Source organism: Paenibacillus sp. FSL K6-3182 (genome assembly GCF_037976325.1).
Classification (GTDB): Bacteria; Bacillota; Bacilli; order Paenibacillales; family Paenibacillaceae; genus Pristimantibacillus.
Map to the genome: position 1 here is coordinate 1,683,261 of NZ_CP150265.1, position 25,605 is coordinate 1,708,865.

Sequence of the window (25,605 nt, forward strand, 5' to 3'; positions counted from 1 at the left end):
AGAAGATTAATACCTGGGCTAAATAAGGGATTTATTCTTTCAGAATGATGATTTCGTGAGTAAGTCAAAACAAAGACTGCAGGCAGTGCAAACAGCATTATTTTAATGAACATTCGCTGAATATTAAGTAGTTTGCGAGGTTATCGAATTGTATTTGAAAGAACTGAATTTATAAACACCGTCTGATTACTGAAATGAAAGCTATAATCACCAACAAAGTGAACAATACCAGGATAATAACGATATTAGAACCACCAACAAATTCACCCATCAAATATTCACCTCCCAATATTTAATACGCTATGCAGATTATATGCGATTGACAATTTGGGATTGGGCGTTTGCTCTGCAGTGATGAGTGACCAGATTGAATATTGAAGATTTTGATATGAATTATTAGAACGCAAAAGACCCATAGAATGGGCCTTCTGAATAGATCTTGTTCGAATAATTCTATATTTTGTAAGAAGGTAAAAGTTGAAATCGAGCTGCAAAATTAATAGTCTCAGCAGTTGCAGCCTATGTTGATACCTTCAACTCTTCTTTCATCTTTTCTTTCTTCTCTTCTTTCTTCTCTTCTCTCGTTGCGGCCGAGGACGCCACAACTACAAGCGATAATCACTAATAGAATGAAAAGCACCAGAATCGTACCAAGGCTATTGTGCATTATTCAATTCACCCCCTTGTGTTTTGACTACCATGTAGAATATGTATTGATAGAATTTAATGATTGGATGTTTGTTCCTGAATGATACTAGCCTTATTTAAAAGGATAGGACAATAAGTGCGAACGATTTACTGAGACAATGTTGAATGAATATTGAATAACTTTAAAGGTGATTTAATATGTCAGCTCCGTTAGGGCCAAAAGCAATGCAAATGATTAACGAAGCACTTAAACCAGTAATTAAATCAGGCAAGAGGATTGATAGGATTAAACTTGTGGTGTGTCCAATATCGCCAATCACCCAAACAGCAGTAGTAGATACAATGTATGGATTATTGTTAGTGGTAATTCGCGATATACGTAAGGTTGAGGCGATTAAACATTATTTAAGAATTCGTAATGAACGTGATTATGTATTGTTTATGATTGGTATTAACACTGGCTTCCGTATATCAGACATACGGTGGTTAACCGTTAAGGACGTTAAGGGAACACACATCGAAATCATTGAAGGCAAGACTAAAAAGATTAAGAAAATAAAGATTCGTAAAACACTCAGGAAGGCATTAGACGATTTTATAAAGGGCAAACAGGATTACGAATATTTGTTTACAGGTCGTAGTAAGAAACATACAGGTAATGCAGGTGAACCGATTGATAGCAGCACAGCATACAAAATATTAAGCAAGGCAGCTCGCGCTAATGGAGTAGAAGAGATTGGGACGTATTCCATGAGGAAAACGTTTGGTTATCATTTTTACCTTTAAACAAAGGACATAGCGTTACTAATGGAGCTCTTTAATCATAGTGAACAATCCATAACTTTACGTTACATTGGGATCAAACAAGCGTGAGCGGTTGGTGCATGACTTAGGTGCTGAGCTTATCTTCTGTGATGTTAGTAGAGAGGAATGTTTACGGCGATTAGAGTTGGATGAGGACAGGCGATACCGTCAGGATGAATGGTCAGAGTACATTAACAAATGGTTTGACAGTTATGTTTCATAATTCGAAGCAATTGTGAATTTCAAAAAACAGATAATATTTTTATTAGAGACGTTGATAATTGCCTAGCACATTCATTTGGTTACCTTAATAGAATGTTGTGAATCACATAATCAGTTATGGGTCACGTAATCATTAGGAGGTAAGCAACGTATGAAGATGAAAAAAGCTAGTATAGTGAAGAAAGCTAGATCTTGTAAAAAGGTACAGCGGCACGTTCACGAGTTTGAAGGAAGTACTAAACTTGCTGAAGAGGGCAATGATCGACATAATCATCGCTTTGCAGGAGTTACCGGACAAGCGATTCGAGTGGGAAAAAGTCATGTCCATGAAATTGATCTTACGAACACAGATTTCTTAAACCATTTTCATAAATTGAAAAAGATTGTAACTGGACCGGCCATTCCAGTCGGAAATGGCAAACACGTACATTTTGTAACAGGCCAAACGACATTAAATGATGGTCATGTTCACCAATTTAAATTCGCAACATTGATTCAAGCACCTCTAGTTTAACTAATAAATTATGCAGAAATAAATGAATGGTCATGAAGAAACTATTTTAAGCACAACATTCGACTTAAAATCAAAAAACATTATTACGTATTCTAATATAGACAACGAATTTAAGACGAAATCGCAGAAGGAATTGACAAAAACTATAATAAAATTAAATTATGTGATTCCGTAATTAATAAAGGGGAACAGAGAAGATGGATCTATGTTAAAAATCTAGGGAATATTATCAAAGTGCCATTTATGGATATAATGAAAGTAGAAAGCCCTGCTTAAATAGCAGGGCTTTTTATTTAGAATTAATCACAAGAAAATCACATTGTTTACGTTATCGAGTGAATGTGAACGGTAAAAATGTTCTTCGTATTTGTGAAGTTAAGAGGAACATATAGGATAAACGATTAAATATGAATTTAAATGAAAGTCTGTTTTTTGTGCGAAACATGTTATAATAAACGCATGAGTTTAGGAATTATAAATGAACTTGAAAGCAGGTAATCCCTAATGAAACAACAAGAAACACTCAAAAAGCCTGATTGGCTTCGAATAAAATTAGCGACAGACGGTAACTTTGCCGAAATTAAAAATATGATGCGCTCAAAAACGCTACATACGGTTTGTGAGGAAGCACGTTGCCCAAACATTTATGAATGCTGGTCGAATCGAACAGCCACATTTATGATATTGGGTGATATTTGCACGCGCGCTTGCCGTTTTTGTGCTGTTAAGACAGGTATGCCGACTGAACTGGATTTGGACGAACCAGAACGGGTAGCAGAGGCAGCAGAGCAAATGAATCTTCAGCACTGTGTTGTTACATCGGTTGCTCGCGATGATCTTAAGGATGGCGGCGCATCCATATTTGCAGCTACTGTACATGCGATTCGCAAACGTATGCCGTTTTGCCGAGTTGAAGTGCTTATTCCTGACTTCTTGGGAAATAAAGATGCGCTTCAAATTGTAATGGATGCAAATCCGGATATTCTAAATCATAACGTCGAAACGGTGGAGCGGCTTTCGGATCGTGTTCGTGCCAAAGCCAAATACAGCCGTACGATGGAGCTGTTGAAGCGTGCCAAAGAAATGAAGCCTAAGATTCCAACCAAATCGAGCATTATGCTTGGCGTGGGTGAGGAATGGGATGAAATTTTGCAGACTATGGATGATCTTCGCGCAAACGATGTGAATATTTTGACATTAGGTCAATACTTGCAGCCAACGCCAAAACATTTAAAGGTCGTACGTTATGTCCACCCAGACGAATTTGCAAAACTAAAAGAAGAAGGGCTGAAGCGCGGTTTTAGGCATGTAGAATCCGCACCATTAGTACGCAGCTCTTATCATGCACATGAGCAGACCGATTCGGCACACGCAGCAATGGCAGCGGAAGCCGAAGCGAGCCGTGAGATTTCTTCCGGTGCTTGCTCGAGCAGCTTGTAACTGACGCTCAAGATGAGGTGGAAAATATGGCTTTGATTCATATCGGCGGAAAATCTTATGAAATTGTGCTTGAAAATAGGAATGGCTGGAATCCTGAAGCGTTTCGTGATCGATATAGCGAAGTACTTGAGCGCTACGATTATATTGTTGGCGACTGGGGCTATAGTCAGCTGCGGCTGAAAGGTTTTTTTCGTGACAGCCATCAGAAAGCTACGAAGGAAAGCAATCTATCTGGCATGCCGGATTACATCAATGAGTATTGCAACTTTGGCTGCGCTTATTTTATTTTAGAAAAAACAAACAGTACCGTTCGTGAGCCAGACGACTATGACTTGGATGCAGACGATGAGCGTCCGCGTATAGAAGCAGCTGATCTTCTTGCAGCAGCTGCCGGTTTTGTGGATATTTCTGAAGGTCTTGAACATGATGAGGTTGCGAGTGCAAAGGAAGAAAGCGCCGCTCCAACACATGAAAGGCATACTCGCAATCACACAAGGGAAAATCGCCATAGAAGCTCCAATCGCAATAAAAACGAAGCGGATAAAGGCAACGACAGCGCGAATAGTGCTGGCGAAGGTAAAAATAGCAGCGAGCAGCAGCAGGGCAGCGGGAAACGTGAGCAGCAACAGCAGCGTAAAGGCGGCTATAAAGGCAATAACGATAACCGCTCCAAGAAACCGTTCCGCCTTGCAGCCAATGAAACTGCGGCTTCATCTGTAGAAACGAATCGACCAAACAAAAAAGACACAGAGCGCGTATAATACGCTCTGTGTCTTTTTTTTGGTTTTAGATGAATATAACAGATCTTATCGGACGTCGTAACCAAGGAATGCTTCACGTACTCGGTTCCAGAAAGGAAACGGCCGATATCGTGCAAAGCTTACTTTACGGCTGGATACACTGCAGCGGATGGAACGGATATCGCTGCTCATGATGCTGATATGATCAATTGCCAGCTGCAGCCGCTGCTCTTTCTTAGAGATAATATCACAGTGATGATGTTGCGGCAGCAGTACGGATGATCCAAGTGTACGATATACACGATTATTGATCGAAGCTATTTCCGCAATTTGCAGCGATTCTATCGATGGATGGACAATCGCTCCGCCTAAGCTTTTGTTATACGCGGTGCTTCCCGAAGGGGTCGAAATGACAATGCCGTCACCGCGGAACATTTCAAACATCTCATCATTTATATTGATTTGGGCGACGAGCGTTCCGTCAACGCCTTTTAGTGTGAATTCATTTAATGATAAGTAATGACGGGTCTCGCTTGGTGTCTCAACTTCAATCTCGGCAAGCGGATATCTAACGATTCGAGGTGTTTCCTCTGCCATCATTGCGACGAGATCTTCAAGCTCGTCTGCCTTCCAGTCGGCGTAAAATCCAAGATGGCCGGTGTGAATGCCAACAAATGCAACATTAGTAATTTGATCTACATATTTATGAAAAGCGAGGAGCAGTGTACCGTCCCCTCCGATGGAAATAACGATTTCCGGTGATTCATCATTCCGAGTGAAGCCTCGCTCCCCGGCTAATTTGTGAAATTTTTCTGCTAACGATTTAGATAGATCATCGCCTCGATCAATTACCGCATAATTCAAAAGTAAATCTCCTTCCGATCTCCATAGTACTTAAGATGATAAAGGAAATTGTGTTTAAATTCAATGAGCGGCTCTAATCATGGCCCAAGCCACCCCCATAACAAGTAAACGAGAGTCATTGCAATTAATCCATGAATCATTCTAGCTATAAAAAAAGGACGATAGCGCAAATCTGTTTTGCTGAGCAGGCTTGCTACTTGGGCATGGACTGATAAGCCGCCCCAAGAGAGCACCCAAGCAGCGATTGCAGCTTGATGCATAAGTCCTGTGCCAGCTGTACCTGCCGAACGAGAGCCTAAGGTAACCTCAAACAAACCGAATATCCCTGCGTCAGCAAGCGGCTTAGGCAGGCCGATTAAACCAAACAAAAATCGCAGAACTTCAGCCATCGCCTCGATAATACCTGCATGGGTCAGCATCTCCATTACGACGGAGAAAAAAACGACGAGTCCGCCAACGACGATCATTAGCCGCAGCGCCGATTGGATAGAATCCTGCAGCAGCCGTCCTAATCTGCGCCCATCCAGCAATCTAGCTTCATGCATCGCCTTGAGTGCTTCAGAGATCCGAGAGGGCCGTCGTTTTCTGAACCCATCCCTTGAAATCGCCGTTTTTTTGGTTCCAGATGAAGGGGCATGTCTATCGTGAAAACGCATGAGAAGACCGATAAGAAGACCGCCTCCGTAATGGGCAGCAGCGAGAATAGGAGCAATCGCTACATTTTGGAAGAAACCAACGGACACGGCACCAATTAGGAAAATAGGATCAGAAGTAGTCGTAAAGGCAACAAGCCGCTCACCCTCAGCTCGGTTGACGAGCCGCTGCTCAATGAGCTGTGCTGTAAGCTTTGCTCCTACCGGATAACCGGAAATGTAACCCATCGTCACTACAAAACCTCCGATGCCGGGAAGCCGGAATATAGGTCTCATGAGCGGATCAAGCAGCTTGCCGAAAAAATGTACAATACCGAAGCCGAGCAGCAATTCTGATATGACGAAGAAAGGGAACAACGCTGGGAATAGCACCTCCCACCAAATAGAAAGCCCGCGGAGCGAGGAGTGAAGGGTTTCTGTAGGAAAGACAGTCATTAAAAGCACGATTATAAATGCGCCAAGCGCGGTTATAGATAAGGGATGAATGATCGTTCGCAGCAGATAAACCGCCTCCTCAAATAATTAGAAAGGGGAGTCGAGCAGATGCCATAAGATGCTGTACAACCCCTCCTAAACGTATATGTAGGAATAAGGATATCCATCACTGGATATGCTTTAAAAATAAATAAGTTTGATAAAGAAAACGCTTGCAAAACGCTGGATTCCTGTTTTTTTTATGGTACAATGGAATTACCTTTGAAACGGTTGGAGTGATGGGTATGAGTATAATCGCTGGCATCTTGGTCTGTGCTTTCGTCTATGTCATTCGAGAATCTCTTACAGCACCAGGGGAAGAGGACTATGAAGGTTGATGGGTAATAAGCACTATATGATGAGCCCCGGATAAGCATGCCGCGGGCTTTTTTTTGTTAAGTCCGTACTTTTATTTGTGATATAATACTAAATACCTACACAATGGAGATGAATTTGACGATGAATAGGAATATAAGCCTTTATGAGGCTTTAGGTGGATCTGAGACTTTAAGGCTGATTGTTAACTCTTTTTATCCTAAGGTACAAGCTCATCCGTTAATTGGGCCTTTGTTCCCGCAAGATATTGATCCGGTTATAGAAAAACAATATTTATTTTTGACGCAATTTTTTGGCGGGCCTTCTTTATATTCTGATGAATATGGACATCCAATGATGAGAGCAAGACATATGCATTTTCCAATAACCCCTGAACATGCTGGCGCATGGCTTGACTGCATGCAAAGAGCATTGCAAGAGGTAGGCATAAATGACGAGCTGCAAGAGATCGTTATCAACAGACTATCCGGACCTGCACACCACTTTGTAAACACATCTGAAGAGGAGACGTGATTGTATGGAACCGCTCTACCTATCCAAAATCATATGCATTTGCTGTGAAAAGACTTTTATGACTTCGCGTGTTAGACCCAGCTTCAAAAGAGCAGCAAGAATGGATTCTGACTTTTGCGGATATTATAAAACGGACGTAAACCCTGATTTTTATGTTGTACGGGTTTGTCCTAATTGCGGCTTTGCCTCAACTGAGAACGGGATGGAGCGGTTGAATGATCGGCAAAAAAAGAAATATCATGATGAAATTGGAATGCATTGGAACAATCAAGATTATGGCGGGGAACGAGATCTGAAGAAGGCGATGGCCAGCTACAAGCTAGCACTTTTATCAGCCCAAGCTATTGACGAGAAGGATCGCGTGCTTGCTGGTATTTTGCATCACATTGCTTGGCTGTATCGTTATGAAGACAATCAGAAAGACGAGAAACGGTTTCTTACGTTTGCACTTCAAGCCTATATTCGTGTATATGAGGCAGAGGGTGTTGCGCTTAACAATGCGAAGCTAATGTTTTTAATAGGGGAGCTGAATCGTCGTATCGGAGAATTAAACGATGCTGTACGTTGGTTTTCCCGCGTGGTGAATGATAAAAAAATCGTGGATGCTGCAATGATTCGTGCGAGCCGCGAACAGTGGCAGCTTATACGCGAGGAGATGGAAGCCAGATCGAAACATGCATCCGGCAACACTTCTCCTGACGGCGGCACAGATTTATTGAAGCAGTCGGTCTCTTCTTCCGCTTAGCGGAGCGCCTTTTTTAGAACACGGTTTGTCAGCAAATAATCGCGGTCTGCATCAACAATAGTCACTTTATTATGGCAGCAAGGGAAAACGAGCAATCGTTTCGTACCGCCTTGTATGTCTTGGAGCTCTTCTGGTTTTACTGGAAGCAGCACGTTTTCTGCCTGGCAGAAGGGACAGCTCGATACATAAAGATCTCCCATAATAATGTCATAAGGCCAGGCTTTTTCGAACGGAATCATGATTTGTTTTCGCTCTCAGGTGTAGCGTTAGGCTTAGCAAGCTCGGCAAGCTTTTGCAATAATATATGGCGCGGCATATGCATTAAGTGCTCTATTGGGACGCCAAGCTGCTCGGAAAGCTTAACAGCTGTATCAGCAGAAATCTGCAACGGTTTAGACATGGTGTAATTCCTCCAATCTGGATATAATTAAGTTATACACTGCCGAGAAGGTTTGCGCAAATAAAAACGCGGCCGCATCTTGGCTTTTTTTATGGAAGAGAGGATGAGAGCAATGAATAAGGGATATCCGCAAAGTTGGGATTTAGAAGTTTTTTATGAGGGTGGCTCAAGCTCAGCAGCGTTCTTGCAGGAGCTGAAGGGCATGGATGAGGACATTGAGAAGCTTGATGCCGCACTTTTAACGGAAGCAAGCATTGGAGCTTCTGGAATTGCGACGATGACGGAGCTTCTGCAAAGCATCATCATTAGGCTGCGTGAAACAGAGTCGTTTGTTTCTTGCTTGTTGGCTCAGAATATGCGAGACACAGCCGCGAACTCACAAAGCGATCGCGTAAAGACGCTTGCTGCGAAGTTTCTAGGGGTGCTTACTCGCTTTGACAACGTACTGCGAGGTCTTGATGATAGTGAGTGGGAAAAGCTGCTGACGCACCCACAGCTCGCTGAGGTAGCGTTTAGCTTGACTGAACGCCGTGAGCTTGCGAAGCAAAAAATGGCTCCCGAGCTGGAAGCGCTGGCTGGAGATTTAGCGGTAGACGGTTACCATGGCTGGGGCGATTATTATAACGTCATTGTATCCAGAGCGAAATTTAACGATGTAGGAAAAGGCGGGGAGAAAAAAGTTTTATCCGCTGGTCAAATGCATAACCGCTTATCCGATGGAGACCGCGATGTTCGGAAGGCTGCATTCACAGAGTGGGAGCGGGAATGGGCAGAGCAGGCGGATTTATGTGCAGAGACGTTAAACCGAATTTCAGGCTTTCGTTTAAAGCTGTATGACAAGCGCGGCTGGGATTCGGTGCTGCAGGAGCCGCTGCAAATGAACCGGATGAGCGAAGCTACACTGCAAGCAATGTGGTCTGCAATCCAAGAAAGCAAACAGGTACTCGTTCGTTATTTAGATCGTAAAGCGAAGCTGCTCGGTGTGGAGAAGCTGGACTGGCATGATGTAGAAGCGCCAATCGGAGCTGCGACAAAAACAATTCCTTATGACGAAGCGGCAGCTTTTATAATCGAGCAGTTCAGGACGTTTAGTCCCGATCTGGCGGAATTCTCGGAGCTTGCCTTTAAAGATGGCTGGATTGAAGCTGAGGATCGTCCAGGGAAACGTCCAGGCGGCTTCTGCACCGCTTTTCCAAAGAGCGGTCAAACTCGTGTATTCATGACGTATTCAGGTACAGCTTCGAATATTTCGACGCTTGCGCATGAGCTGGGTCATGCTTACCACCAGCATGTCATGAACGATCTACCCGCGTTGTCGCAAGAATACGCAATGAATGTAGCTGAGACCGCTTCGACGTTTGCGGAGCTGATCGTTTCGGATCAAGCACTTAAAACAGCAACGGAGGACGAGGAGAAGCTTGGATTGCTTGAAGATAAAATTCAGCGGTCTGTTGCTTTTTTTATGAACATTCATGCGCGCTTTTTATTCGAAACTCGTTTCTATGCGCGTCGCAGCGAAGGTTTAGTATCCGTTGAAGAGCTTAATTCCTTAATGGAAGATGCACAGCGGGAAGCTTATTGCGATACGCTCGGTGAGGTGCATCCTCATTTCTGGGCATCGAAGCTGCATTTTTACTTAACGGATGTTCCTTTCTACAACTTCCCTTATACATTCGGCTATCTATTCAGCGCGGGTATTTATGCAAGGGCACTGAAGGAAGGTTCAGATTTCAAAGACAAGTATGTTGCATTGCTTCGTGACACTGGCCGCATGACCGTAGAGCAGCTTGCTAAAGAGCATCTTGGCGTAAATGTGGAAGAGATGGACTTCTGGCGCGAGGCGGTTGCATTGACAGCTGTTGATGTAGATCAGTTCATCGAAATGACAAACGAGTAAAGCGCTTCTTCAGAAGTGCTGTAGTAGCAATAGCATTAGCCGTAGGCATGGGAAACCATTGGTCTACGGCTTTTTTTATGGAATTGGGATGGATAGTATTCTAGCTACTGCAAAAACTTCTGCAAAAACAGGAGTGCATTTCTCTGATTTGTGGGAAGCGAGGCAGATTATATTATAATAAGATTATGTTCGACTATTGAGAAACATAGAGAGGCGGAATGGAATTGAAAGAGCAAGAAAACAAAAAAGTTGTCGGATTTATTGGAACGGGTATTATGGGCGCAAGCATGGCGGGCCATTTGCTTGATCACGGATATGAAGTGAATGTGTTCAACCGAACGAAGTCAAGAGCAGACCTCTTGGTATCAAAGGGTGCTGTTTGGCAGGATTCGCCGAAGTTGGTTGCGGAGCAATCGGATATTATTATTACGATGCTAGGTTATCCGGCCGACGTGGAAGAGGTTTATTTTGGAGCTGATGGTTTATTGCAAAATGCTAGGTCCAATGCGGTGCTTATTGATATGACTACCTCAAGCCCTGCCCTTGCCAAACGCATTGAAGCAGAGGCTGGCAACAGAGGGCTTAAGGCGCTGGATGCCCCAGTTTCTGGCGGCGATGTAGGTGCGAGGGAGGCTAGACTGTCAATCATGGTCGGAGGCTCGGAGCAAGCCTATAATGCGATATTGCCATTGTTTATGCTCATAGGTAAAAACATCGTTCATCAAGGTGAGGCAGGAGCGGGTCAATTTACTAAGATGTGTAATCAAATCGCGATTGCATCCAATATGATTGGTGTGAGTGAAGCTCTTGCCTATGCCAAAAAAGCGGGACTCGAGCCTAGCAAAGTATTGAAAAGCATTGAAGCCGGCGCTGCGGGAAGCTGGTCCTTATCCAATCTAGGACCTCGCATTATCAACGGAGATTTTGCTCCAGGCTTTTACGTAAAACATTTCGTGAAAGATATTAAAATCGCCATCGAGTCAGCTGATGAGATGGGTCTTCCTTTGCCAGGACTAGCATTAGCACGTTCTTTATATGAGCAACTTATTTCACTTGGTGAAGAAAATAGCGGTACACAAGCGTTATATAAAGTTATTTTTAAAGAGTAGGACGACCATATATTGTACATTATTTGTTAATATGATATATTATTTTTAAATAATAGTACTATATAATACAAGTATGACTCATATAGAGGACGGGGGAGAGTACGATTCAATTATCTTCGCGGCAATTGGAGCTTCTTGAGCTTGTGAAGAGGCATGCGCCGATTACCGGTGAGCAGTTGGCAGAATCTCTAGGTGTCAGCAGGCCCACACTGCGCTCGGACTTATCACTTCTCGTCATGCTTGGATTGCTTGATGCGAAGCCCAAAGTTGGTTATTTTCTAGGCAACACCTATCGCTCAAGCAGCGAGCCTTTGCAGCAATTGAACAATATGAAGGTGAGAGAAGTACAAGGTGTTCCCGTTAATGTTCCGGACTCGTTGTCCGTGCATGACGCTGTTATTACGTTATTTACTGAAAATGCAGATACTCTTCTAATCGTTAATGAGCAGAAACGTTTTGTTGGAATCGTAACACCGAAGGATTTGCTGAAAATAACGCTTGGCAACGCTGGTGCTGCATCTATTCCTATCAGTATGGTGATGACCCGTTATCCTAATATTGTGACGCTAATGCCCGACGAATCTGTGATGGAAGCGATTCGCAAAATGTCGCTTCATCAAGTAGATTGTTTACCAGTTATCGTTCCGCGAGAGGATCAGGTGACTGATCCAGAGGTTACTGGCTGGGTATCGAAGTCGAACATTATACGTCTTATGGCGGACATCGCGATGGATGGGAAATTGGGGGAGCCAGAGTTATGAAACAGCAGATCATTTATGTATGCTCCGATGCTGTTGGTGAAACGGCGGAAGCAGTTGCAAAGGCGACTTTACGTCAATTCTCCTCAGAACAAGTGAAAATAAAGCGTTACGGTCACATTAAATCCGAGGATGAAATTATCCGTATCGTGGCTGAGGCCGCTAGTACTGGCGGTTTTATAAGCTATACGCTCGTCCAGCCGGAGCTTCGGGAGCAAATGAAGGAAGAGGCTTTTAGAGCTGGAGTTAGAGCCGTTGATGTCATGGGACCGATGATGCAAGCATACGTTGATACGTTTGGGAGTTTCCCGAAGCGTGAGCCGGGGCTGCTGCACTCCATTGACGATGCTTACCATCGCCGGATGGATGCTATTGAGTTCGCTGTGAAATATGATGACGGCAAGGATGCTCGAGGTTTTGTACAAGCGCAGGTCGTCCTGATTGGCGTATCTCGAACGTCGAAGACGCCGCTGAGCATCTTTTTGTCCCATAAAGGAATTAAGACGGCTAACCTGCCGTTAATGCCCGAGGTTAATCCTCCCGAAGAATTGAAGCCTGCACCTGGCAGGCTCATTATAGGTTTAACGATGCAAGCTGAGCATCTTCTGGAGATCCGCTCTGAACGGCTTAAGACGCTGGGACTTCCGGCATCTGCGCAGTATGCGACAACCGAGCGCATTCAAGAAGAGCTTGATTATGCAGAGTCCGTCATGAAATCATTGAATTGTCCTGTTATAGATGTTACAAATCGTGCTATTGAAGAGACTGCAGGTATTATTACTGAATGGCTTAACAAATAAATGGCTATACCGATAGAGACAAAGGGGGATTCAACATGGATAAAACGTTTGTAATGGTTAAGCCAGATGGTTACGCGCGTGGTTTAGTAGGTCGTATTGTTGCTCGATTTGAAGAGAAGGGCTTTAAACTAGTAGATGCAAGGGTAATGCGCCTTTCAAGAGAGCAAGCCGAGACACATTATGAGCATTTGCGCTCAAAGGTGTTTTTTGACGAGTTGGTCGATTTTATCGTTTCGGGGCCTGTATTTGCTATGATATGGGAAGGCAAAGACGCTATTAAAAACGCAAGGAGTCTTATTGGTGCAACGAATCCATCTGAAGCCCTTGCAGGTACAATCCGCGGAGATTTTGCAATCGATGTAGCTAGCAATATTATTCATGGATCTGACTCTATCGAAAGCGCAGAGCGCGAGATCAAAAACTTTTTCCAATAGTCAACGGAATTGTAAGTTAAAGAAATAAGATAAACAGCAGAAAATTCCTTAGTTGACGAATGGAATATGGGTATGGTAAATTTTAAACAAAGTTAATGATCAAACACGGAAGCACCGTATAAGGACGCAGATATCTGCGCCTTCTACGGTGCTTTTTTTGTGTTTTCTAAGCGGAAGGAAGGTGAAAGGGCTGAACAAATATCAACTTGCTGTGGCGGTAAGGGAGCCGGAATACTTGAAGCGGCTGGCTGATTATATGCAAGGCAGCAAGCTTGGCGAGCAATGGCAGATTATCGCGTTCACGCACGCAGATTCTTGGAAGCTCTATGTGAAGCAAGGCTACAAGATTGACTTATTGGCTGCTCAGCCTGAGCTGCTTGCAGAAATGGATGCAGAGCAAGCGGGTATTCCTGTAATTGCTCTAGTGCTACAGCTGGGAGAGAGCAAGGAGAAGCATGAGCTTTTGCAATATCAACCCATTCCCCAGCTGCTGAAGCGTTTTTCGGAGATTCATTCCCAAGCGATAGGACATGCTGCCTCTTCGTCAGGCGCTTACGAGAGGCCGTCTGGCATGAATATTATATCTGTTTATTCGGCGTCGGGGGGAGTTGGGAAGACGGCTTTGGCGCTGCATTTGGTACATGCTGCAAGTGTGCATCAATGTCGTGCCTTTTATCTGAACCTTGAGCGGTGGAACTCTTCTGAAGCTTGGCTGCACAACCAGCAATATACAGATGGCCTCAGTGAAGGAGAGGTGAAAGAGGAGGGTTTGTCAGAACTGCTTTATGGACTCAAGGCACAGCCGGGGCAGTCGGTCAATTGGCTTATGGAGCATCGAAAACGGGATTCGCAGCTTAAGGGTGATTATTTAGCCCCATGCACCAATTTGGAGGATCGATTGACGCTTAATGAGGAAGATGCGGCCGGAATAGTGAGTACGATTGCTCGAAGCGGGCAGTATGATCTCATTGTCGTTGATTTGGAGGGCGGTCTGGATGAGCTGCACCTTGCTATTTTTGAACGATCAAATCATGTGCTTTGGGTTGCAAGCGATAATCCGTCTGTGAGGGATAAACAAAAAATGGCCCTGCGTTATGGAGCGCAAAAGTGGAGTGATCGCTTTAGCTCTTTGTCCAATAAATTCAAATGCGTAAAAAACCATGTGGTTAATCCGAAGCATACCGTTGATAACGAGATTGATGGCATGGCATGCGCCAAGGTGGGGCTGCCGGAGATTCCAGAATGGCGAGGAGCAAGCCATCTTGCTCTGCTGTCATCGCCGTTATACCGAGCAGCTGCAGATCAATTATTCAAGCAGCTTTATTTGGAAGGAGGCGGATCAATTGCTGAGCGATGAAACGGTGCTTGAGCTGCGCAACAAGGTACGAGCCAAAATTGATTTTAGCGGATCACTGTCAGATGAAAGCTTGATGAGAATAGCAGAAGAAATCGTTTTCGAATGGTGCGATCTTCATCCTCTTACCGCAACCGAGAAAGTGAAGCTTGTACGGAGGCTGTTCCATTCGTTTAGAGGTCTTGATATTTTGCAGCCGCTGATGGAGGATGCCTCCATTAGTGAAATTATGATCAATCATCATGCAGAAATATTTGTGGAGCGAAGAGGGAGAATGACACTTTTGCCGGTTTCTTTCGAAAGTAGAGAACGGCTCGAGGATCTAATCCAGACCGTTGTTGCGAGTGTGAATCGTGTCGTTAACGAGTCTACGCCGATTGTTGACGCCCGTCTGAAAGATGGCTCTAGGGTGCATGTCGTATTGCCGCCGGTTGCGCTCAAAGGACCATGCATGACCATTCGGAAGTTTCCTGATCAGCCTCTAACGATGGAGGAGCTAGTAGCATTCCACTCGCTCTCGCAGGAAGCGGCATCGTTTTTGAAAGAGCTTGTCGGGGCTCAATACAATATGTTTATAAGCGGCGGAACAGGAACAGGCAAAACAACTTTTTTAAATGCATTGTCGCAGTTTATCCAGCCGGATGAGCGGATTGTTACGATCGAGGACTCCGCTGAACTGCAAATTCGCTCCATCCCTAACCTAGTAGCGATGGAAACTCGCAATGCGAATACAGAGGGGAAAGGGGAGATTACGATTCGCGACCTCATACGTGCCTCGCTTCGGATGCGTCCTAATCGCATTATCGTCGGTGAGGTGCGGGGAGGAGAGGCTCTTGATATGCTGCAGGCATTAAATACCGGCCATGCCGGAAGCATGTCAACGGGCCATAGTAATGGCGCGAAGGATATGATGGCTCGGCTGGAGTCGATGGTGCTAAGTGCAGCAGAATTGCCCGTGCTCGTTATTCGCCAGCAAATCGCCTCAGCCATCGATATTGTTATCCATCTATCAAGATTCCGTGATCGCACCCGCAAAGTGACGGAGATATGCGAGGTCATTGGCGTTGAAGATGGAGAAATATTGCTTAATCCACTGTTTATTTTTGAGGAGGAGGGAGAGCGGAATGGCAGAGTGCTTGGCGGGCTAAAACGTACAGCGAATCCGGTAATGAGAATGGACAAATTGACGCTTGCTGGAAAAAGAATGGTCGAAGGAGTGGCGATATGAACAATTCAAGCGGCGTGAATAAAAGCAGCAGCCTTCATCGTCAGCATGGGGGACGGATAGAGAGAATGCTCTTATGGTGCGGCTGGGAAAGCGATGCGACGCTAGCGAATCTTCGAGCTGGCCGAACCCTTACCAATTATGAACAATACCCGCTTAATCGAAACCAGTTTATTGCTACGTCCTTAATCGCAGCTGTGATTTTCTATGGTGCTGTCTTCTTATTTTATCATTCTGTGTTCCTTTCATTTGCAGCGGCAAGCTTGGGTATACTCGCTCCTAGAATTAGACGAAAATTTCTTCTGGAACAGCGCAAGGAGAGACTGAAGCTGCAATTTAAAGAAGCTTTATTTTCACTGACTTCCTCGCTTGCAGCAGGGCGCTCTCTTGAAAATGCATTTTTATCTACTCACGATGATTTGAAGCTAATTTACCCTGATGCTCGAACGGAGCTGCTGCTGGAGTTTCAAATCATTCGCTTTCGTCTAGATAACGGCGAGCCCATAGAATACGCGCTGCGCAACTTTGCTAATCGTGCAGGAATTGATGAGATTACTCAGTTCGTCGATGCACTAGCTGCTTGCAAGCGCTCTGGAGGAGATTTGCTTGAGGTGATGAAACAAACCTCGATCATTATTGGAGAGAAACTTGAAATTGAGCAGGAAATTGCAGTTATGGTTGCTCAAAAAAAATTCGAAGGTCGAATTATGATGGCGGTGCCTTTTGTTTTTTTAGCGTTTTTAAGCCTAGCTGCACCCGACTATATGGCTCCTTTATATGGAGGAATCGGATATTTGCTATTGACGGGAGCGCTGCTGCTTTTGCTTCTCTGCTTTTGGTTGATGGCAAAGATGATGAGTATCCGAATGTAGGATGAAAGGGGACAAAGCATGCTCGCGGCAATTGCACCGGTTACTTTAACGGTGATTTGGGTGTACTTGGCAGGAAAAGGAGCATTGTATGCCATATGGCGTCAGCTAATGGGTAGAAAACAAACGAATGACCAAACGCGGCAGCAGCTAATGCAGCTAAGTTTGATTGACCCTTTTATGCGTGTGCTAGAACGGTTCAAGCTATTTGATACGCTGCATCTGCCTATGGGCAGCTACCATATGAAGCTCCTCTTATTGAAGGATAGCAGCTGGTCAATCGAGCGGACAAAAGGTGAAGCAACTGCTGCTCTAGGTACGGGATATGCTGCTTTAACAGGTTGTGCTTGGATGAGTTTACTTGGACAGGAGCCTACACTGTTAGTCATGGGAGTAGTATTCGGCATCGTGCTAACGATACGCCCTTTCGTAGATGCAAGGCGGCAAGTTGAGGAACGAAAGCAGCAAATCATTATGGAGCTCCCCGTTATGCTCAGCAAGTTAATGCTGCTGGTCGGTGCCGGTGAGACGGTACAGCAAGCGCTAGCAAGATGCTTGGAGGGGAAGGAGGCTGTGCAGCATCCTCTCTACAAGGAATGGGGAGAGACGGTGTCTATGCTTCGCAACGGTCAATCGTTCAGTACGGTAATGGAGCGGTTTAATAGAAGATGCGCGGTGCAGGAGGTTTCGATCTTCACAACGGTGCTCTTATTGAATTATCGCCGCGGAGGAGAGCATTTTATTCTTGCATTGCGAGAGCTCTCTTACACTTTATGGGAGAAGCGCAAGGCAATCGCTAGATCGCGCGGGGAGAAAGCCTCCTCAAAGCTTGTATTTCCGCTTGTAGGTATTTTGCTAGTACTTATGATTTTGGTAGCAGCACCCGCAGTACTGCTCATGTCTTAACTTAAATTAGAGAGGAAGATGAAGATGAGAAAAATAGGCCAATCACTGCGTTCATTTTGGAAAGAGGAAGATGGTTTAGGGACACTCGAAATTATTTTGATTATTGCGGTTGTCATCATTATTGCACTGTTGTTTAAAGACTGGATTATTGAGCTGATTGAGCGTTTGATGGGCAAAGCAGATGACGAGGCGGACAAAATTTTCAGTTAGCGGGTGAGGCTTTTGAACAGATTGCGAATAAATGCAGGGCTGCTTCGCTTGCTTAAGAAGGAGCAAGGCAGTTTTACGCTGGAGTCTACGATCGTATTTCCGATGCTGTTCGGGCTTATATTGTTGTTTATTTTGTTTGGAATGTACATGTACGAGAAGATCATTGTCTATTATGCAGCGTCTTCAACAGCAGAGCGTGCGGCCTTCAGCTGGGATAACAGTAATCGAGATGCAAGGAGCGGCATGCTCAATGAGCCAAGTTATGATGGTTTATATTGGCGTATTGGCGAGGATGGCGTGCTCAGCAGCTTGTTTGGACTGAGAGGAGAAAATGATGCAGCGAAAGTCGTGCTCCCACTTGCAGAGACGGGTGATGGAGAAAAGAATGCTTTAGCTATTCGGAAAATAGAGCAGTCTGCTAGATGGTTGGGACAAGCAGGCCTAACATACGAAGGAGAAATCAGCTATTCAAGCAGCATTCTGAGAAGAGTGATCAAAGTCAAACTGAAGGAGCCTTTATCGGCTGAATCCATTGAGAAAAGCTGGTTGAAGCGTGAACCCAAAAGTGCAGCCTCTTCCACGGTAGTTGATCCAACTGAGTTTATTCGGAGTGTTGATCTCGTACGCTATTATTCATCAAGGTTTGCAAATCGGGCTGGAGGAGCGGGGCAAGCAAAGTCTCAGGCCGGTCAAGTGCTGGATACTTATAAAGGTCAGGGGAAGGCGACAAAGCCATAATGTAGCGGAACAAATAAGGCTTGTAAGGTAACGATGGAGGTGCAAGGCAGCAGTGAGCATAAAAAAAGATTCGAAGCATCGTTATCGGCAGTTTGTTTGCAAGCTTTTCTTTCGAGAAAATGGGGCAGTGACCGTGTTTTCGGTTATTGTTTTATCCTCGCTGCTTTTGTTTTTCTCTTTGCTTATTGATTATGCCCGAATTGCGGCTCTGCATAAGTTAACAGAGGATGCTGTAAGGTCAAGCGTAAGATCTGTACTCTCTGCTTATGATGATGCTCTTTATGAGCGATATGGTCTATTTGGCCGTGGTGGTACAGACGGTCAAATCATATTCGAGGAAATGATGAAGGCGAATACAGAAACAGCAGATGACTCGGGTCGATCAGGGATGAAGCTGGTTCGCGCTAAGTCAGATGCTGCAGCACTGCACGCAGCGACGTTTCTAGGCAGCCATAATGTATTCTCAAGACAGGTGCTCGAAGAAATGAAGTATAAGGCGCCAGTAGATTTCACATTGGATCTCGCAGCAAGGTTTGTACCAATGGCAGGTGCAATGAAGGAGGCGTCGATTGCAATAAGTTTGCTGGAGAGTATGCGGAAGCTTTATGAGAAACGGGAAATTCATCTAGCGAATGTACTTCAATTGCAAAAGCAGATGGCCTCGACGATAAGTGGAAGCAGTATTTCTATGTTAATTCCTGTCCAGCCAGATGTAGTAGCAATAAAGGGTAATTCTGCTCTGAGCATTGCAGGGGAATACAGCTCATATGCGGCCAAAGTTATATATAATCAATCGTTAACTACTGGGCAGAAAATAATGTATACAGCTGAAATAGAAGCATACGAGGAGAAAGTGAGAGCTTTTGCTATGGAGTTGCGCAAAGTGAGCGATGACATGCATAGACAGCATGTGAAGCTTCAGGGAGAAGCAATACAGGAGCTGGAAGCTGCAAGAGCTTTAAATGACGATATGCTGAGAATTGTTCAACAAGCCAATCAACAGCCTCAGCATAGTGGATATGATACGGTGTCCAAGCATAAGGCAACGAATACTGAACAGCATCAGGTTCCCGCTGATGCTGCTTCCGACATTGAGCAGGTAAGGAAAGCTGCGGATGAGCTTGTAAAGACGGATGGATGGTTCACGGAGTACCGTCAGGAGGTGGAGGCGCAGGGCTCGTCTGATGCTTCAATCGATATGGAAGCAGGGGCATATCAGTCCAGCAGCCTTGCCTCTATAGTTAAGCCGGTTAAGAGCATAACTGCTGATACATTGCTTGAAAGCGTCACAAGCCTGCGTCTTGCTTATGGGGCATATGAACAGAAATATATTCGACCTGCTAGTATCATCGTTGATCGACAGAAAGCACTCGATCAGGGTCAGATCTCGAAACAGCTTAAACAGCAAAAGGAGCAAGCCGGTTCTCTCTGGAATCAGGCACGCAGCTTGCTGCATGGACTGACAAGTATTCCGCAAATGGAAGAACATCAAAAGGTGTTCGAACAGGTACAGCTTCGTTATAACGATAACCTATTATTCAATGAGCAGACTGATGAAGCAATAGAGATTGTCGACATGGAGAAGGCAAGTGATGCGCATATGGCAGCTGAGCAGTCTAATACGCTTATGGGTGGATTGTTCTCAGGTATGGCCGGGATGCTGGAGAAAACGAGAGATTCATTATACTTTGGTGAATACGTTATTCAACGCTTCACTTCTTTTGCTCCTCAGCATTTACGTTCAATGATGACTGGAGGAGAAATATCAGAGTTGTCACATGCCATATCATTTCATAATCAGGAAGCGGAATATATTATTTATGGCTTCAACAATCCAGTAGGGAATATAGCTGCTGCATATGGTGAATTATTTGCGGCTCGACTGGCTGTGAGAACGATGGAGGGGCTGCTTGAAAGCAAAACATTAGGCCATCCATTGCTTATCTTATCAGCTGCGCTTATTTATGGATTAGAGAAATCGATCGAGGATATGCTTGCTTTCACTGAACGAGGGTCTGCCCCACTTTCCAAATACATAAAAGTAGAGCTTTCATATACGGATTATTTACGTCTTTTTATACTGATGCATGGTGCCGATGATGGGGCAAGTCTGGCCCGGATGATTGCAGCCATCGAACTAAACAGAGGGACGATTCTCTCTGCAGTCCCGAGCGGAGTGACAGGAGAAGCAGCCGTTTCGATGGAGCTTTGGTTCATACCCGGATTAATTCGGACGCTGGGAGCAGTCGGACTTCTGGAAGGAAAGGTTGTAGGCAACCGTTATGAAACGACACAAACGAAGGGCTGGTCTTATTAAATGTCGACGCCTTAAGCAGGAACAAGGTTCGATAGTCGTAGAAGCTGCATTAGTTATGCCTATGGTTATTGTTGTGCTGCTAGTCTTCGTCATGCTCATTCGTTTATGTGCGGTACAGTTGGCACTGCATTCTGCTGCTTCTCAGACGGTAAGGCAAATGGCGGCACATATCTATCCAGTAGAACTTGCCTGGCAGCAGGCATCAGCCGTCGTTCCGCTGCCTTCCAAAGGAAATATTCCTTTATCTTCATGGAGTGAGATTGCCGCAGAAGCGGCTGAATGGCTGCCTTCACCCGCAGGAGCTTTGGTTTCATCTACATTGCGAGGAGATTTTCGTCCGATTCAAAATATGGCCGCTACTGAAATAGGCAGATCTGTTATTGAGCCGTTAATAAGTGAACTTTCTGATGCAGCCATTATTGATCCCCAGAAGATAAGGCTGAGCTGGTTATCGCTTCCGGATCTAACTAAAGAGCATGAGCCGTATTTAGCTATCGAGGTGGAATATGACTTTCCGTTAAAGCTGCCTTTTTACGGTAAACCGATTGTCCTTAAAGAGCAAGCCTCCGAACGTGTTTGGATAAGTGACGCCGCACCAGCAAGATATGGTGAAAACAAAAATGATCAAGAAAACATTCCGATACAAATCGTTTCTATTGAGCCAAATCCGCTCCGGCCTGGCAGGAAAGCTGCCGTTACAGTAAAAACGCTGCCGGGTGCTGCGATTTCTTTGGGTGTTACTTATAAAAGCGGCTCAAGTAAAGCGAAGCACCTTGGTGAGGCAAATGCCGATGCAGATGGTTATATCAAATGGACCTGGCATGTGTCCGGAAATACAACTCCTGGCACATGGGAGCTTAAAGCTTCAGAGGTGAATAAGGAAAACAATCAAGTATCGATGCATTTTGTCGTAGAGAAGAGCAGCGATAGAAAGTAAGGAAAGACTTAGCCGCCTTGGAGGAGAGTCGCCATGGAGTTTATTGTGACAGCTGTAGTTGCAGTGTTTTTAATGATCGCTCTTTATACGGATTTAAAGGCTCAAATTATACCGAATTGGCTGACCGTGACTTTTTTCTCCGCTGCATTTATTTATCATACTGGTATCAGCGGTTTGGAAGGAGCTGCAATTGCAGCAGTTGGCGCCTTAGCTGGATTTATTCCTTTGCTGCTGCTTCATCTTGCCCGAGGAATAGGTGCTGGCGACGTAAAGCTGTTTGGCGCATTAGGAGCTTGGGTAGGAGTATGGTTGGTGCTGCAGGTGATGTTTTATGCCATTTTATATGCTGGTGCAATTGGCGTGTGTCTTGTCATTGTAAATCGTGCATTCGGGAAAAGAATGGCTGCTGACGTAACCGCATTTGTCGTGCCAGTGGCAGGGTATAGGAAACTTCAGTGGCTGCAATGGGCGGAATCAGGCAAAAAATTTCCGTTTATGCTGGCGGTTGCACCCGCTGCTGTTACGGTATGGTCCATTTTCAGCTAAGTTTTCATGTTACAAGGGGGGAATTTGAGAAATGAAAAGCTTTCGGATTGATTTTGCTATGGATCAGTCGCATGAGATGATTATTGATCGAGAGAGCGGCTTGTATAGAAGCGAACTTGATGAAATTGAGCTTCATATGCTCCATAGCGAGCGAATTCCCTATCTGCTGCCTATTGATTGGTTCGAGCTGGATAGCAAGGTTACATTCCGATACAAGCTTTCAGGAATGAGAATGCTTTTGCACAGGCTGCAGCAACAGCAGCTCTCGATGGAGCAATACTACACGCTAATATTAGGCGTAGCGGATGCGTTATTCGAATGCAGACATTATATGCTGCGGCCAGAGGGCTGTCTGCTTGATGAACAATATATTTTTATTGGAGAGAAGCTTCATGATATCCGGCTTGCTTATATTCCAATAATGGAAGGGACTGCTGAACAAACAAAAGGAGCAGGCGATCTCTTGGCGTTAATTGTGCGTTTCACCTCTTATGTAGACCGCATTGATGGGGAAGGATTAAAGCGTGTGCTTCAGCATTTCGGCAAGAGATGGCCTCTTGAAGAGCTGCGGGCGACGCTGTTGGAACTCATAGGGGAAGCTTCATCTTCATCGAACCAGCGATACGAGGCAATAGAGAAGCCGGAGATGCAGCAAGCAGCAAAACCTGCTCCAATGCAAAAAAATCCACTATTAGATTGGCAGCAGCGATCTGAGTTGACGAATAGCGATGAAAAAGGGCAGGTTCAAATACCAAACCCTTCATTGCGTTCATACTCCGCCCCGATAATGGAAGAGTTTAAGGATCATGAATTATTTTCAAAACAGTATGCTGACCCTTTGGATAGGGAAGAGGATGAGCCGGAAACAAAGAAAAAATGGATCGGAACAGCAATTATTGTCGTAGCACTTGCATGTGTTTGGCGATTTGTTTATTTTGAAGCAGCTGGTAGGCAGAGCTTATTGATCAGCTCGGGCATTTCCTTGCTGTTACTAGCAGCCGTTATGCTAGTTTGGAAAAAGAAAACAAATGACGAAGCAGACTACGACGAATCGGAAAAAATGATAGAAGAGGCATCGTTTCACTCTGGACTATTTCCCGGGCTTAATCGTGCTCATGCAAATTTTGATTCTGTCGAGGCGCAAGCTATTAAACCGCCAGAGGATCAGAGCGAATTATTCGAGTCTCAGTCGGCGGCTGCTCTGCATGTTGTTGCAGCAAATCCCGTTTCTCATATAGCAGAACCAACAGTATTGCTAGGAAATAATCAGTCATTGGAGGGTTTAGGTGAATCGTCAGTATGGCTCCAAAGGAGATGGAAGAGTCAGGAGAACAGGATAGAATTACATGAAGGAAGCTTTAAAATTGGGCGTTCGGGAGAGCAGGTGAGTTATGCAGAGGGGGCAAGCGGTATATCGCGGCTTCATTTGGAAATTGAAATCTTAGCGGGTGAATATAAAGCGAAAGACTTAGGTTCCCGTAATGGGAGCCTGCTAAATGGACAAATGATGATCCCTTATAAAAGCTATAAGCTATCGATAGGAGATGTCATCCATCTTGCAGGCGAGCAAGGACCAGCGTATGTGCTGAAATCGGAATAAGAAACGAAGCTAACCTTGTCCTACAAGTTCTTCCATTGCACTATTTACCGTTGGATAAAGGAACACGAACCCGTTTTCAAGCGCTCTGCTTGGCAAAGCTCGCTGTCCGTCTAATAGAAGTGTGGACATTTCACCAAATAATGTTCGCATCACAAAAGCTGGAACCGGGAACCAATGAGGCCGGCCCATTGCTTTGCCAATGGCTCGACCAAATGAATCATTTGTTACAGGTTCAGGTGAAGAAGCATTGATGGGTCCTTCAATAAAGTTGTTGTCCAAAATAAATAGGATTAGCCGAATCATATCCTCGAGATGGATCCAAGACAACCATTGTTTGCCGCTGCCGATCTTACCTCCGCCGAACAAGCGATAAGGCATAGCCATTAAAGGAAAAGCGCCTTCCTTTTTGTCTAGAACAACGCCAACACGAAGCTTAACAAGCCGCTCAGCTGGTATGCTGTCTGCGGCCTGTTCCCATTTCTGAACGACTTCGGATAAAAAATCGGTAACTTTAGTTGGGCTTGATTCATCAAAAATACCGTCTGCTGATATGCCATACGCAGAAATGCCGGATGCATTAATGACAAGCGGCGGCTTGTGCTCGAGCGATTGTACAAGCTTTGAGATGCGGGCGGCTGCTGTTAGTCTTGAGTCCATGACACGCTTCTTGGCAGCTTGATTCCATCTTTGATTAATGGATTCACCTGTGAGATTGACTATGGCATCTATGCCTTCCAGCAAAGCAGGAGCAGCTTCGAGTTCATCCCAAGTTAATTGGTTAAACCCGTTGCGATTGGATTGATTTTTAGAACTAGTTCTGGAAATAATCCATACCTCATCATTTCTCTCAAGCAAAGCCTTGGTAAGCGCACTTCCGATAAACCCAGTTCCTCCAGCTATTGCAACCCGCATCCTCGTTCGCTCCTTCAATTCACCCATTACTTCGGTTCATTGATTACTTTATTTCTTCAATTTTAACTAACCAATTTTGTTTGAGGGTCGCTTCACCTTCAATGGCTTTTTCCGAATACTCAAATTTCACTTTTGCATCGTCCGGCAATGCTTCTAACGTGCTTTTTTGGTCATCTGTTACTTGAAGTGCAATTGCACCGGCAGCTGTTTCTATTTCTATAGAGTGCGAGTCGCTTAGACCGCTATAAATACCTTCATTCACTTTGTTTGGCGCTGCTGGATCCTCGATCGTACCGTTATTGTTTGTTGCAGTATCTGTCGGTTCCGGTGAAGAAAGATCAGGATCAATGACACCATTATCTTCTGGCAACTGAGTAATAACTGGTCCGTCGGTTGGACTGCCTTGCTGTTCGTTTCCTGCATTAGTATTGCCACCGCCACATGCGGATGTTGCGAGCATAACAGCGAGAAGAACGGCTCCTGCTGTAGCTGCTTTTTTGTTTCTTCTTCGCTTCGATGAGTTCATCATGAGAACCACCTCCTGTAATTAATAACGAAATAGATGAGTATTAGGTTACATTTTTATATATAACCATAAAATACGAGTATGAAGCATGTATATAAGGGGGGTATTAATTGA

General features: G+C 44.7%; 26 protein-coding genes and 1 pseudogene. 21 read left to right on the forward strand and 6 right to left on the reverse strand.

Annotation, left to right across the window (positions count from 1 at the left end):
- Positions 1 to 990 precede the first annotated feature (990 nt).
- The 4 genes and pseudogenes from MHH56_RS07280 (at position 991) to MHH56_RS07295 (ending at position 4,389) form a co-directional block, all read left to right on the forward strand.
- Positions 991 to 1,521: pseudogene (locus MHH56_RS07280) on the forward strand (tyrosine-type recombinase/integrase).
- Between the two features lie 304 nt (positions 1,522 to 1,825).
- Positions 1,826 to 2,188 carry a YmaF family protein gene (locus MHH56_RS07285; protein WP_339207496.1) on the forward strand — a complete coding sequence of 121 codons (363 nt, stop codon included), beginning with the start codon at positions 1,826 to 1,828 and terminating at the stop codon, positions 2,186 to 2,188.
- 504 nt (positions 2,189 to 2,692) lie between these two features.
- The gene (lipA, locus tag MHH56_RS07290) at positions 2,693 to 3,628 is read left to right on the forward strand and encodes a lipoyl synthase (protein ID WP_076271021.1); all 936 of its coding nucleotides are present in this window, start codon (positions 2,693 to 2,695) and stop codon (positions 3,626 to 3,628) included.
- A gap of 26 nt (positions 3,629 to 3,654) precedes the next feature.
- Complete coding sequence (locus tag MHH56_RS07295; protein WP_339207497.1) at positions 3,655 to 4,389, forward strand: YutD-like domain-containing protein; 735 nt, start codon at positions 3,655 to 3,657, stop codon at positions 4,387 to 4,389.
- Between the two features lie 45 nt (positions 4,390 to 4,434).
- Here MHH56_RS07295 and MHH56_RS07300 read toward each other — a convergent pair whose 3' ends face one another.
- Both MHH56_RS07300 and ylbJ read right to left on the reverse strand, forming a co-directional pair.
- Positions 4,435 to 5,232, reverse strand: coding sequence for an NAD kinase (locus MHH56_RS07300; protein ID WP_339207498.1), 798 nt, complete (start codon positions 5,230 to 5,232; stop codon positions 4,435 to 4,437).
- A gap of 77 nt (positions 5,233 to 5,309) precedes the next feature.
- Complete coding sequence (gene ylbJ, locus MHH56_RS07305; protein ID WP_339209526.1) at positions 5,310 to 6,386, reverse strand: sporulation integral membrane protein YlbJ; 1,077 nt, start codon at positions 6,384 to 6,386, stop codon at positions 5,310 to 5,312.
- Positions 6,387 to 6,818: 432 nt separating this feature from the next.
- On the opposite strand from ylbJ, the gene MHH56_RS07310 reads away from it, so the two are divergent.
- Both MHH56_RS07310 and MHH56_RS07315 read left to right on the forward strand, forming a co-directional pair.
- Positions 6,819 to 7,208, forward strand: a complete 390-nt coding sequence (locus tag MHH56_RS07310) for a globin (protein ID WP_076271024.1) — start codon at positions 6,819 to 6,821, stop codon at positions 7,206 to 7,208.
- A gap of 4 nt (positions 7,209 to 7,212) precedes the next feature.
- Positions 7,213 to 7,953 (forward strand): DUF2225 domain-containing protein, encoded by a 741-nt coding sequence (locus MHH56_RS07315; RefSeq protein ID WP_339207499.1) that lies wholly within the window; start codon positions 7,213 to 7,215, stop codon positions 7,951 to 7,953.
- Here MHH56_RS07315 and MHH56_RS07320 read toward each other — a convergent pair.
- Together MHH56_RS07320 and MHH56_RS07325 are read right to left on the reverse strand one after the other, a co-directional pair.
- Entirely contained in the window at positions 7,950 to 8,192 is a 243-nt protein-coding gene (locus tag MHH56_RS07320) for a hypothetical protein (RefSeq protein WP_339207500.1), read from the reverse strand. The genes MHH56_RS07315 and MHH56_RS07320 overlap by 4 nt on opposite strands.
- On the reverse strand, positions 8,189 to 8,353 hold the full coding sequence (locus MHH56_RS07325) for a YycC family protein (RefSeq protein ID WP_339207501.1): 165 nt from the start codon (positions 8,351 to 8,353) through the stop codon (positions 8,189 to 8,191). Before MHH56_RS07325 ends, MHH56_RS07320 begins: the two co-directional genes overlap by 4 nt.
- Positions 8,354 to 8,465: 112 nt before the next feature.
- Between MHH56_RS07325 and MHH56_RS07330 the strand changes: the two genes are divergently transcribed.
- The 15 genes from MHH56_RS07330 to MHH56_RS07400 all read left to right on the forward strand — a co-directional run bounded on the left by MHH56_RS07330 (position 8,466) and on the right by MHH56_RS07400 (position 24,053).
- Complete coding sequence (locus tag MHH56_RS07330) at positions 8,466 to 10,250, forward strand: M3 family oligoendopeptidase (protein ID WP_339207502.1); 1,785 nt, start codon at positions 8,466 to 8,468, stop codon at positions 10,248 to 10,250.
- A 218-nt stretch (positions 10,251 to 10,468) separates the two neighbouring features.
- Positions 10,469 to 11,359, forward strand: a complete 891-nt coding sequence (locus tag MHH56_RS07335) for an NAD(P)-dependent oxidoreductase (protein ID WP_339207503.1) — start codon at positions 10,469 to 10,471, stop codon at positions 11,357 to 11,359.
- Positions 11,360 to 11,484: 125 nt separating this feature from the next.
- On the forward strand, positions 11,485 to 12,120 hold the full coding sequence (locus MHH56_RS07340; protein WP_339207504.1) for a CBS domain-containing protein: 636 nt from the start codon (positions 11,485 to 11,487) through the stop codon (positions 12,118 to 12,120).
- Positions 12,117 to 12,917, forward strand: a complete 801-nt coding sequence (locus MHH56_RS07345; RefSeq protein WP_076271031.1) for a pyruvate, water dikinase regulatory protein — start codon at positions 12,117 to 12,119, stop codon at positions 12,915 to 12,917. Before MHH56_RS07340 ends, MHH56_RS07345 begins: the two co-directional genes overlap by 4 nt.
- A 35-nt stretch (positions 12,918 to 12,952) precedes the next feature.
- Positions 12,953 to 13,351: a nucleoside-diphosphate kinase gene (ndk, locus tag MHH56_RS07350; RefSeq protein ID WP_076271032.1), complete on the forward strand. Its 399-nt coding sequence runs from the start codon at positions 12,953 to 12,955 to the stop codon at positions 13,349 to 13,351.
- A gap of 181 nt (positions 13,352 to 13,532) precedes the next feature.
- On the forward strand, positions 13,533 to 14,708 hold the full coding sequence (locus tag MHH56_RS07355; protein WP_339207505.1) for a hypothetical protein: 1,176 nt from the start codon (positions 13,533 to 13,535) through the stop codon (positions 14,706 to 14,708).
- Positions 14,695 to 15,933 carry a CpaF family protein gene (locus MHH56_RS07360; protein WP_339207506.1) on the forward strand — a complete coding sequence of 413 codons (1,239 nt, stop codon included), beginning with the start codon at positions 14,695 to 14,697 and terminating at the stop codon, positions 15,931 to 15,933. Before MHH56_RS07355 ends, MHH56_RS07360 begins: the two co-directional genes overlap by 14 nt.
- Positions 15,930 to 16,802: a type II secretion system F family protein gene (locus tag MHH56_RS07365; RefSeq protein ID WP_339207507.1), complete on the forward strand. Its 873-nt coding sequence runs from the start codon at positions 15,930 to 15,932 to the stop codon at positions 16,800 to 16,802. The genes MHH56_RS07360 and MHH56_RS07365 overlap by 4 nt, the downstream gene beginning before the upstream one ends.
- Before the next feature lie 18 nt (positions 16,803 to 16,820).
- Positions 16,821 to 17,705: a type II secretion system F family protein gene (locus MHH56_RS07370; protein WP_339207508.1), complete on the forward strand. Its 885-nt coding sequence runs from the start codon at positions 16,821 to 16,823 to the stop codon at positions 17,703 to 17,705.
- A gap of 24 nt (positions 17,706 to 17,729) precedes the next feature.
- Positions 17,730 to 17,915, forward strand: a complete 186-nt coding sequence (locus tag MHH56_RS07375; RefSeq protein ID WP_076271034.1) for a Flp1 family type IVb pilin — start codon at positions 17,730 to 17,732, stop codon at positions 17,913 to 17,915.
- A 12-nt stretch (positions 17,916 to 17,927) separates the two neighbouring features.
- Positions 17,928 to 18,653, forward strand: coding sequence for a TadE/TadG family type IV pilus assembly protein (locus MHH56_RS07380; protein ID WP_339207509.1), 726 nt, complete (start codon positions 17,928 to 17,930; stop codon positions 18,651 to 18,653).
- 52 nt (positions 18,654 to 18,705) lie between these two features.
- Positions 18,706 to 20,970: a hypothetical protein gene (locus tag MHH56_RS07385; protein ID WP_339207510.1), complete on the forward strand. Its 2,265-nt coding sequence runs from the start codon at positions 18,706 to 18,708 to the stop codon at positions 20,968 to 20,970.
- Positions 20,971 to 21,025: 55 nt separating this feature from the next.
- On the forward strand, positions 21,026 to 21,907 hold the full coding sequence (locus tag MHH56_RS07390) for a hypothetical protein (protein WP_339207511.1): 882 nt from the start codon (positions 21,026 to 21,028) through the stop codon (positions 21,905 to 21,907).
- 33 nt (positions 21,908 to 21,940) lie between these two features.
- Positions 21,941 to 22,453, forward strand: a complete 513-nt coding sequence (locus tag MHH56_RS07395) for an A24 family peptidase (RefSeq protein WP_339207512.1) — start codon at positions 21,941 to 21,943, stop codon at positions 22,451 to 22,453.
- Positions 22,454 to 22,484: 31 nt separating this feature from the next.
- Positions 22,485 to 24,053 (forward strand): DUF6382 domain-containing protein, encoded by a 1,569-nt coding sequence (locus MHH56_RS07400; RefSeq protein ID WP_339207513.1) that lies wholly within the window; start codon positions 22,485 to 22,487, stop codon positions 24,051 to 24,053.
- Between the two features lie 9 nt (positions 24,054 to 24,062).
- Here the strand turns inward: MHH56_RS07400 and MHH56_RS07405 are convergent, their stop codons facing one another.
- Positions 24,063 to 24,965 carry a TIGR01777 family oxidoreductase gene (locus tag MHH56_RS07405; protein WP_339207514.1) on the reverse strand — a complete coding sequence of 301 codons (903 nt, stop codon included), beginning with the start codon at positions 24,963 to 24,965 and terminating at the stop codon, positions 24,063 to 24,065.
- 43 nt (positions 24,966 to 25,008) lie between these two features.
- Positions 25,009 to 25,494 (reverse strand): hypothetical protein, encoded by a 486-nt coding sequence (locus MHH56_RS07410; RefSeq protein WP_339207515.1) that lies wholly within the window; start codon positions 25,492 to 25,494, stop codon positions 25,009 to 25,011.
- Positions 25,495 to 25,605 lie beyond the last annotated feature (111 nt).

What these genes read in the sequence shown, in the direction of transcription:
- MHH56_RS07285 (WP_339207496.1), top strand. Translation starts at nt 1,826, where the DNA reads ATGAAGATGAAAAAAGCTAGTATAGTGAAGAAAGCTAGATCTTGTAAA.
- lipA (WP_076271021.1), top strand. Translation starts at nt 2,693, where the DNA reads ATGAAACAACAAGAAACACTCAAAAAGCCTGATTGGCTTCGAATAAAA.
- MHH56_RS07295 (WP_339207497.1), top strand. Translation starts at nt 3,655, where the DNA reads ATGGCTTTGATTCATATCGGCGGAAAATCTTATGAAATTGTGCTTGAA.
- MHH56_RS07310 (WP_076271024.1), top strand. Translation starts at nt 6,819, where the DNA reads ATGAATAGGAATATAAGCCTTTATGAGGCTTTAGGTGGATCTGAGACT.
- MHH56_RS07315 (WP_339207499.1), top strand. Translation starts at nt 7,213, where the DNA reads ATGGAACCGCTCTACCTATCCAAAATCATATGCATTTGCTGTGAAAAG.
- MHH56_RS07320 (WP_339207500.1), bottom strand. Translation starts at nt 8,192, where the DNA reads ATGATTCCGTTCGAAAAAGCCTGGCCTTATGACATTATTATGGGAGAT.
- MHH56_RS07325 (WP_339207501.1), bottom strand. Translation starts at nt 8,353, where the DNA reads ATGTCTAAACCGTTGCAGATTTCTGCTGATACAGCTGTTAAGCTTTCC.
- MHH56_RS07330 (WP_339207502.1), top strand. Translation starts at nt 8,466, where the DNA reads ATGAATAAGGGATATCCGCAAAGTTGGGATTTAGAAGTTTTTTATGAG.
- MHH56_RS07335 (WP_339207503.1), top strand. Translation starts at nt 10,469, where the DNA reads ATGGAATTGAAAGAGCAAGAAAACAAAAAAGTTGTCGGATTTATTGGA.
- MHH56_RS07345 (WP_076271031.1), top strand. Translation starts at nt 12,117, where the DNA reads ATGAAACAGCAGATCATTTATGTATGCTCCGATGCTGTTGGTGAAACG.
- ndk (WP_076271032.1), top strand. Translation starts at nt 12,953, where the DNA reads ATGGATAAAACGTTTGTAATGGTTAAGCCAGATGGTTACGCGCGTGGT.
- MHH56_RS07365 (WP_339207507.1), top strand. Translation starts at nt 15,930, where the DNA reads ATGAACAATTCAAGCGGCGTGAATAAAAGCAGCAGCCTTCATCGTCAG.
- MHH56_RS07370 (WP_339207508.1), top strand. Translation starts at nt 16,821, where the DNA reads ATGCTCGCGGCAATTGCACCGGTTACTTTAACGGTGATTTGGGTGTAC.
- MHH56_RS07375 (WP_076271034.1), top strand. Translation starts at nt 17,730, where the DNA reads ATGAGAAAAATAGGCCAATCACTGCGTTCATTTTGGAAAGAGGAAGAT.
- MHH56_RS07390 (WP_339207511.1), top strand. Translation starts at nt 21,026, where the DNA reads ATGCCTATGGTTATTGTTGTGCTGCTAGTCTTCGTCATGCTCATTCGT.
- MHH56_RS07395 (WP_339207512.1), top strand. Translation starts at nt 21,941, where the DNA reads ATGGAGTTTATTGTGACAGCTGTAGTTGCAGTGTTTTTAATGATCGCT.
- MHH56_RS07400 (WP_339207513.1), top strand. Translation starts at nt 22,485, where the DNA reads ATGAAAAGCTTTCGGATTGATTTTGCTATGGATCAGTCGCATGAGATG.
- MHH56_RS07405 (WP_339207514.1), bottom strand. Translation starts at nt 24,965, where the DNA reads ATGCGGGTTGCAATAGCTGGAGGAACTGGGTTTATCGGAAGTGCGCTT.
- MHH56_RS07410 (WP_339207515.1), bottom strand. Translation starts at nt 25,494, where the DNA reads ATGATGAACTCATCGAAGCGAAGAAGAAACAAAAAAGCAGCTACAGCA.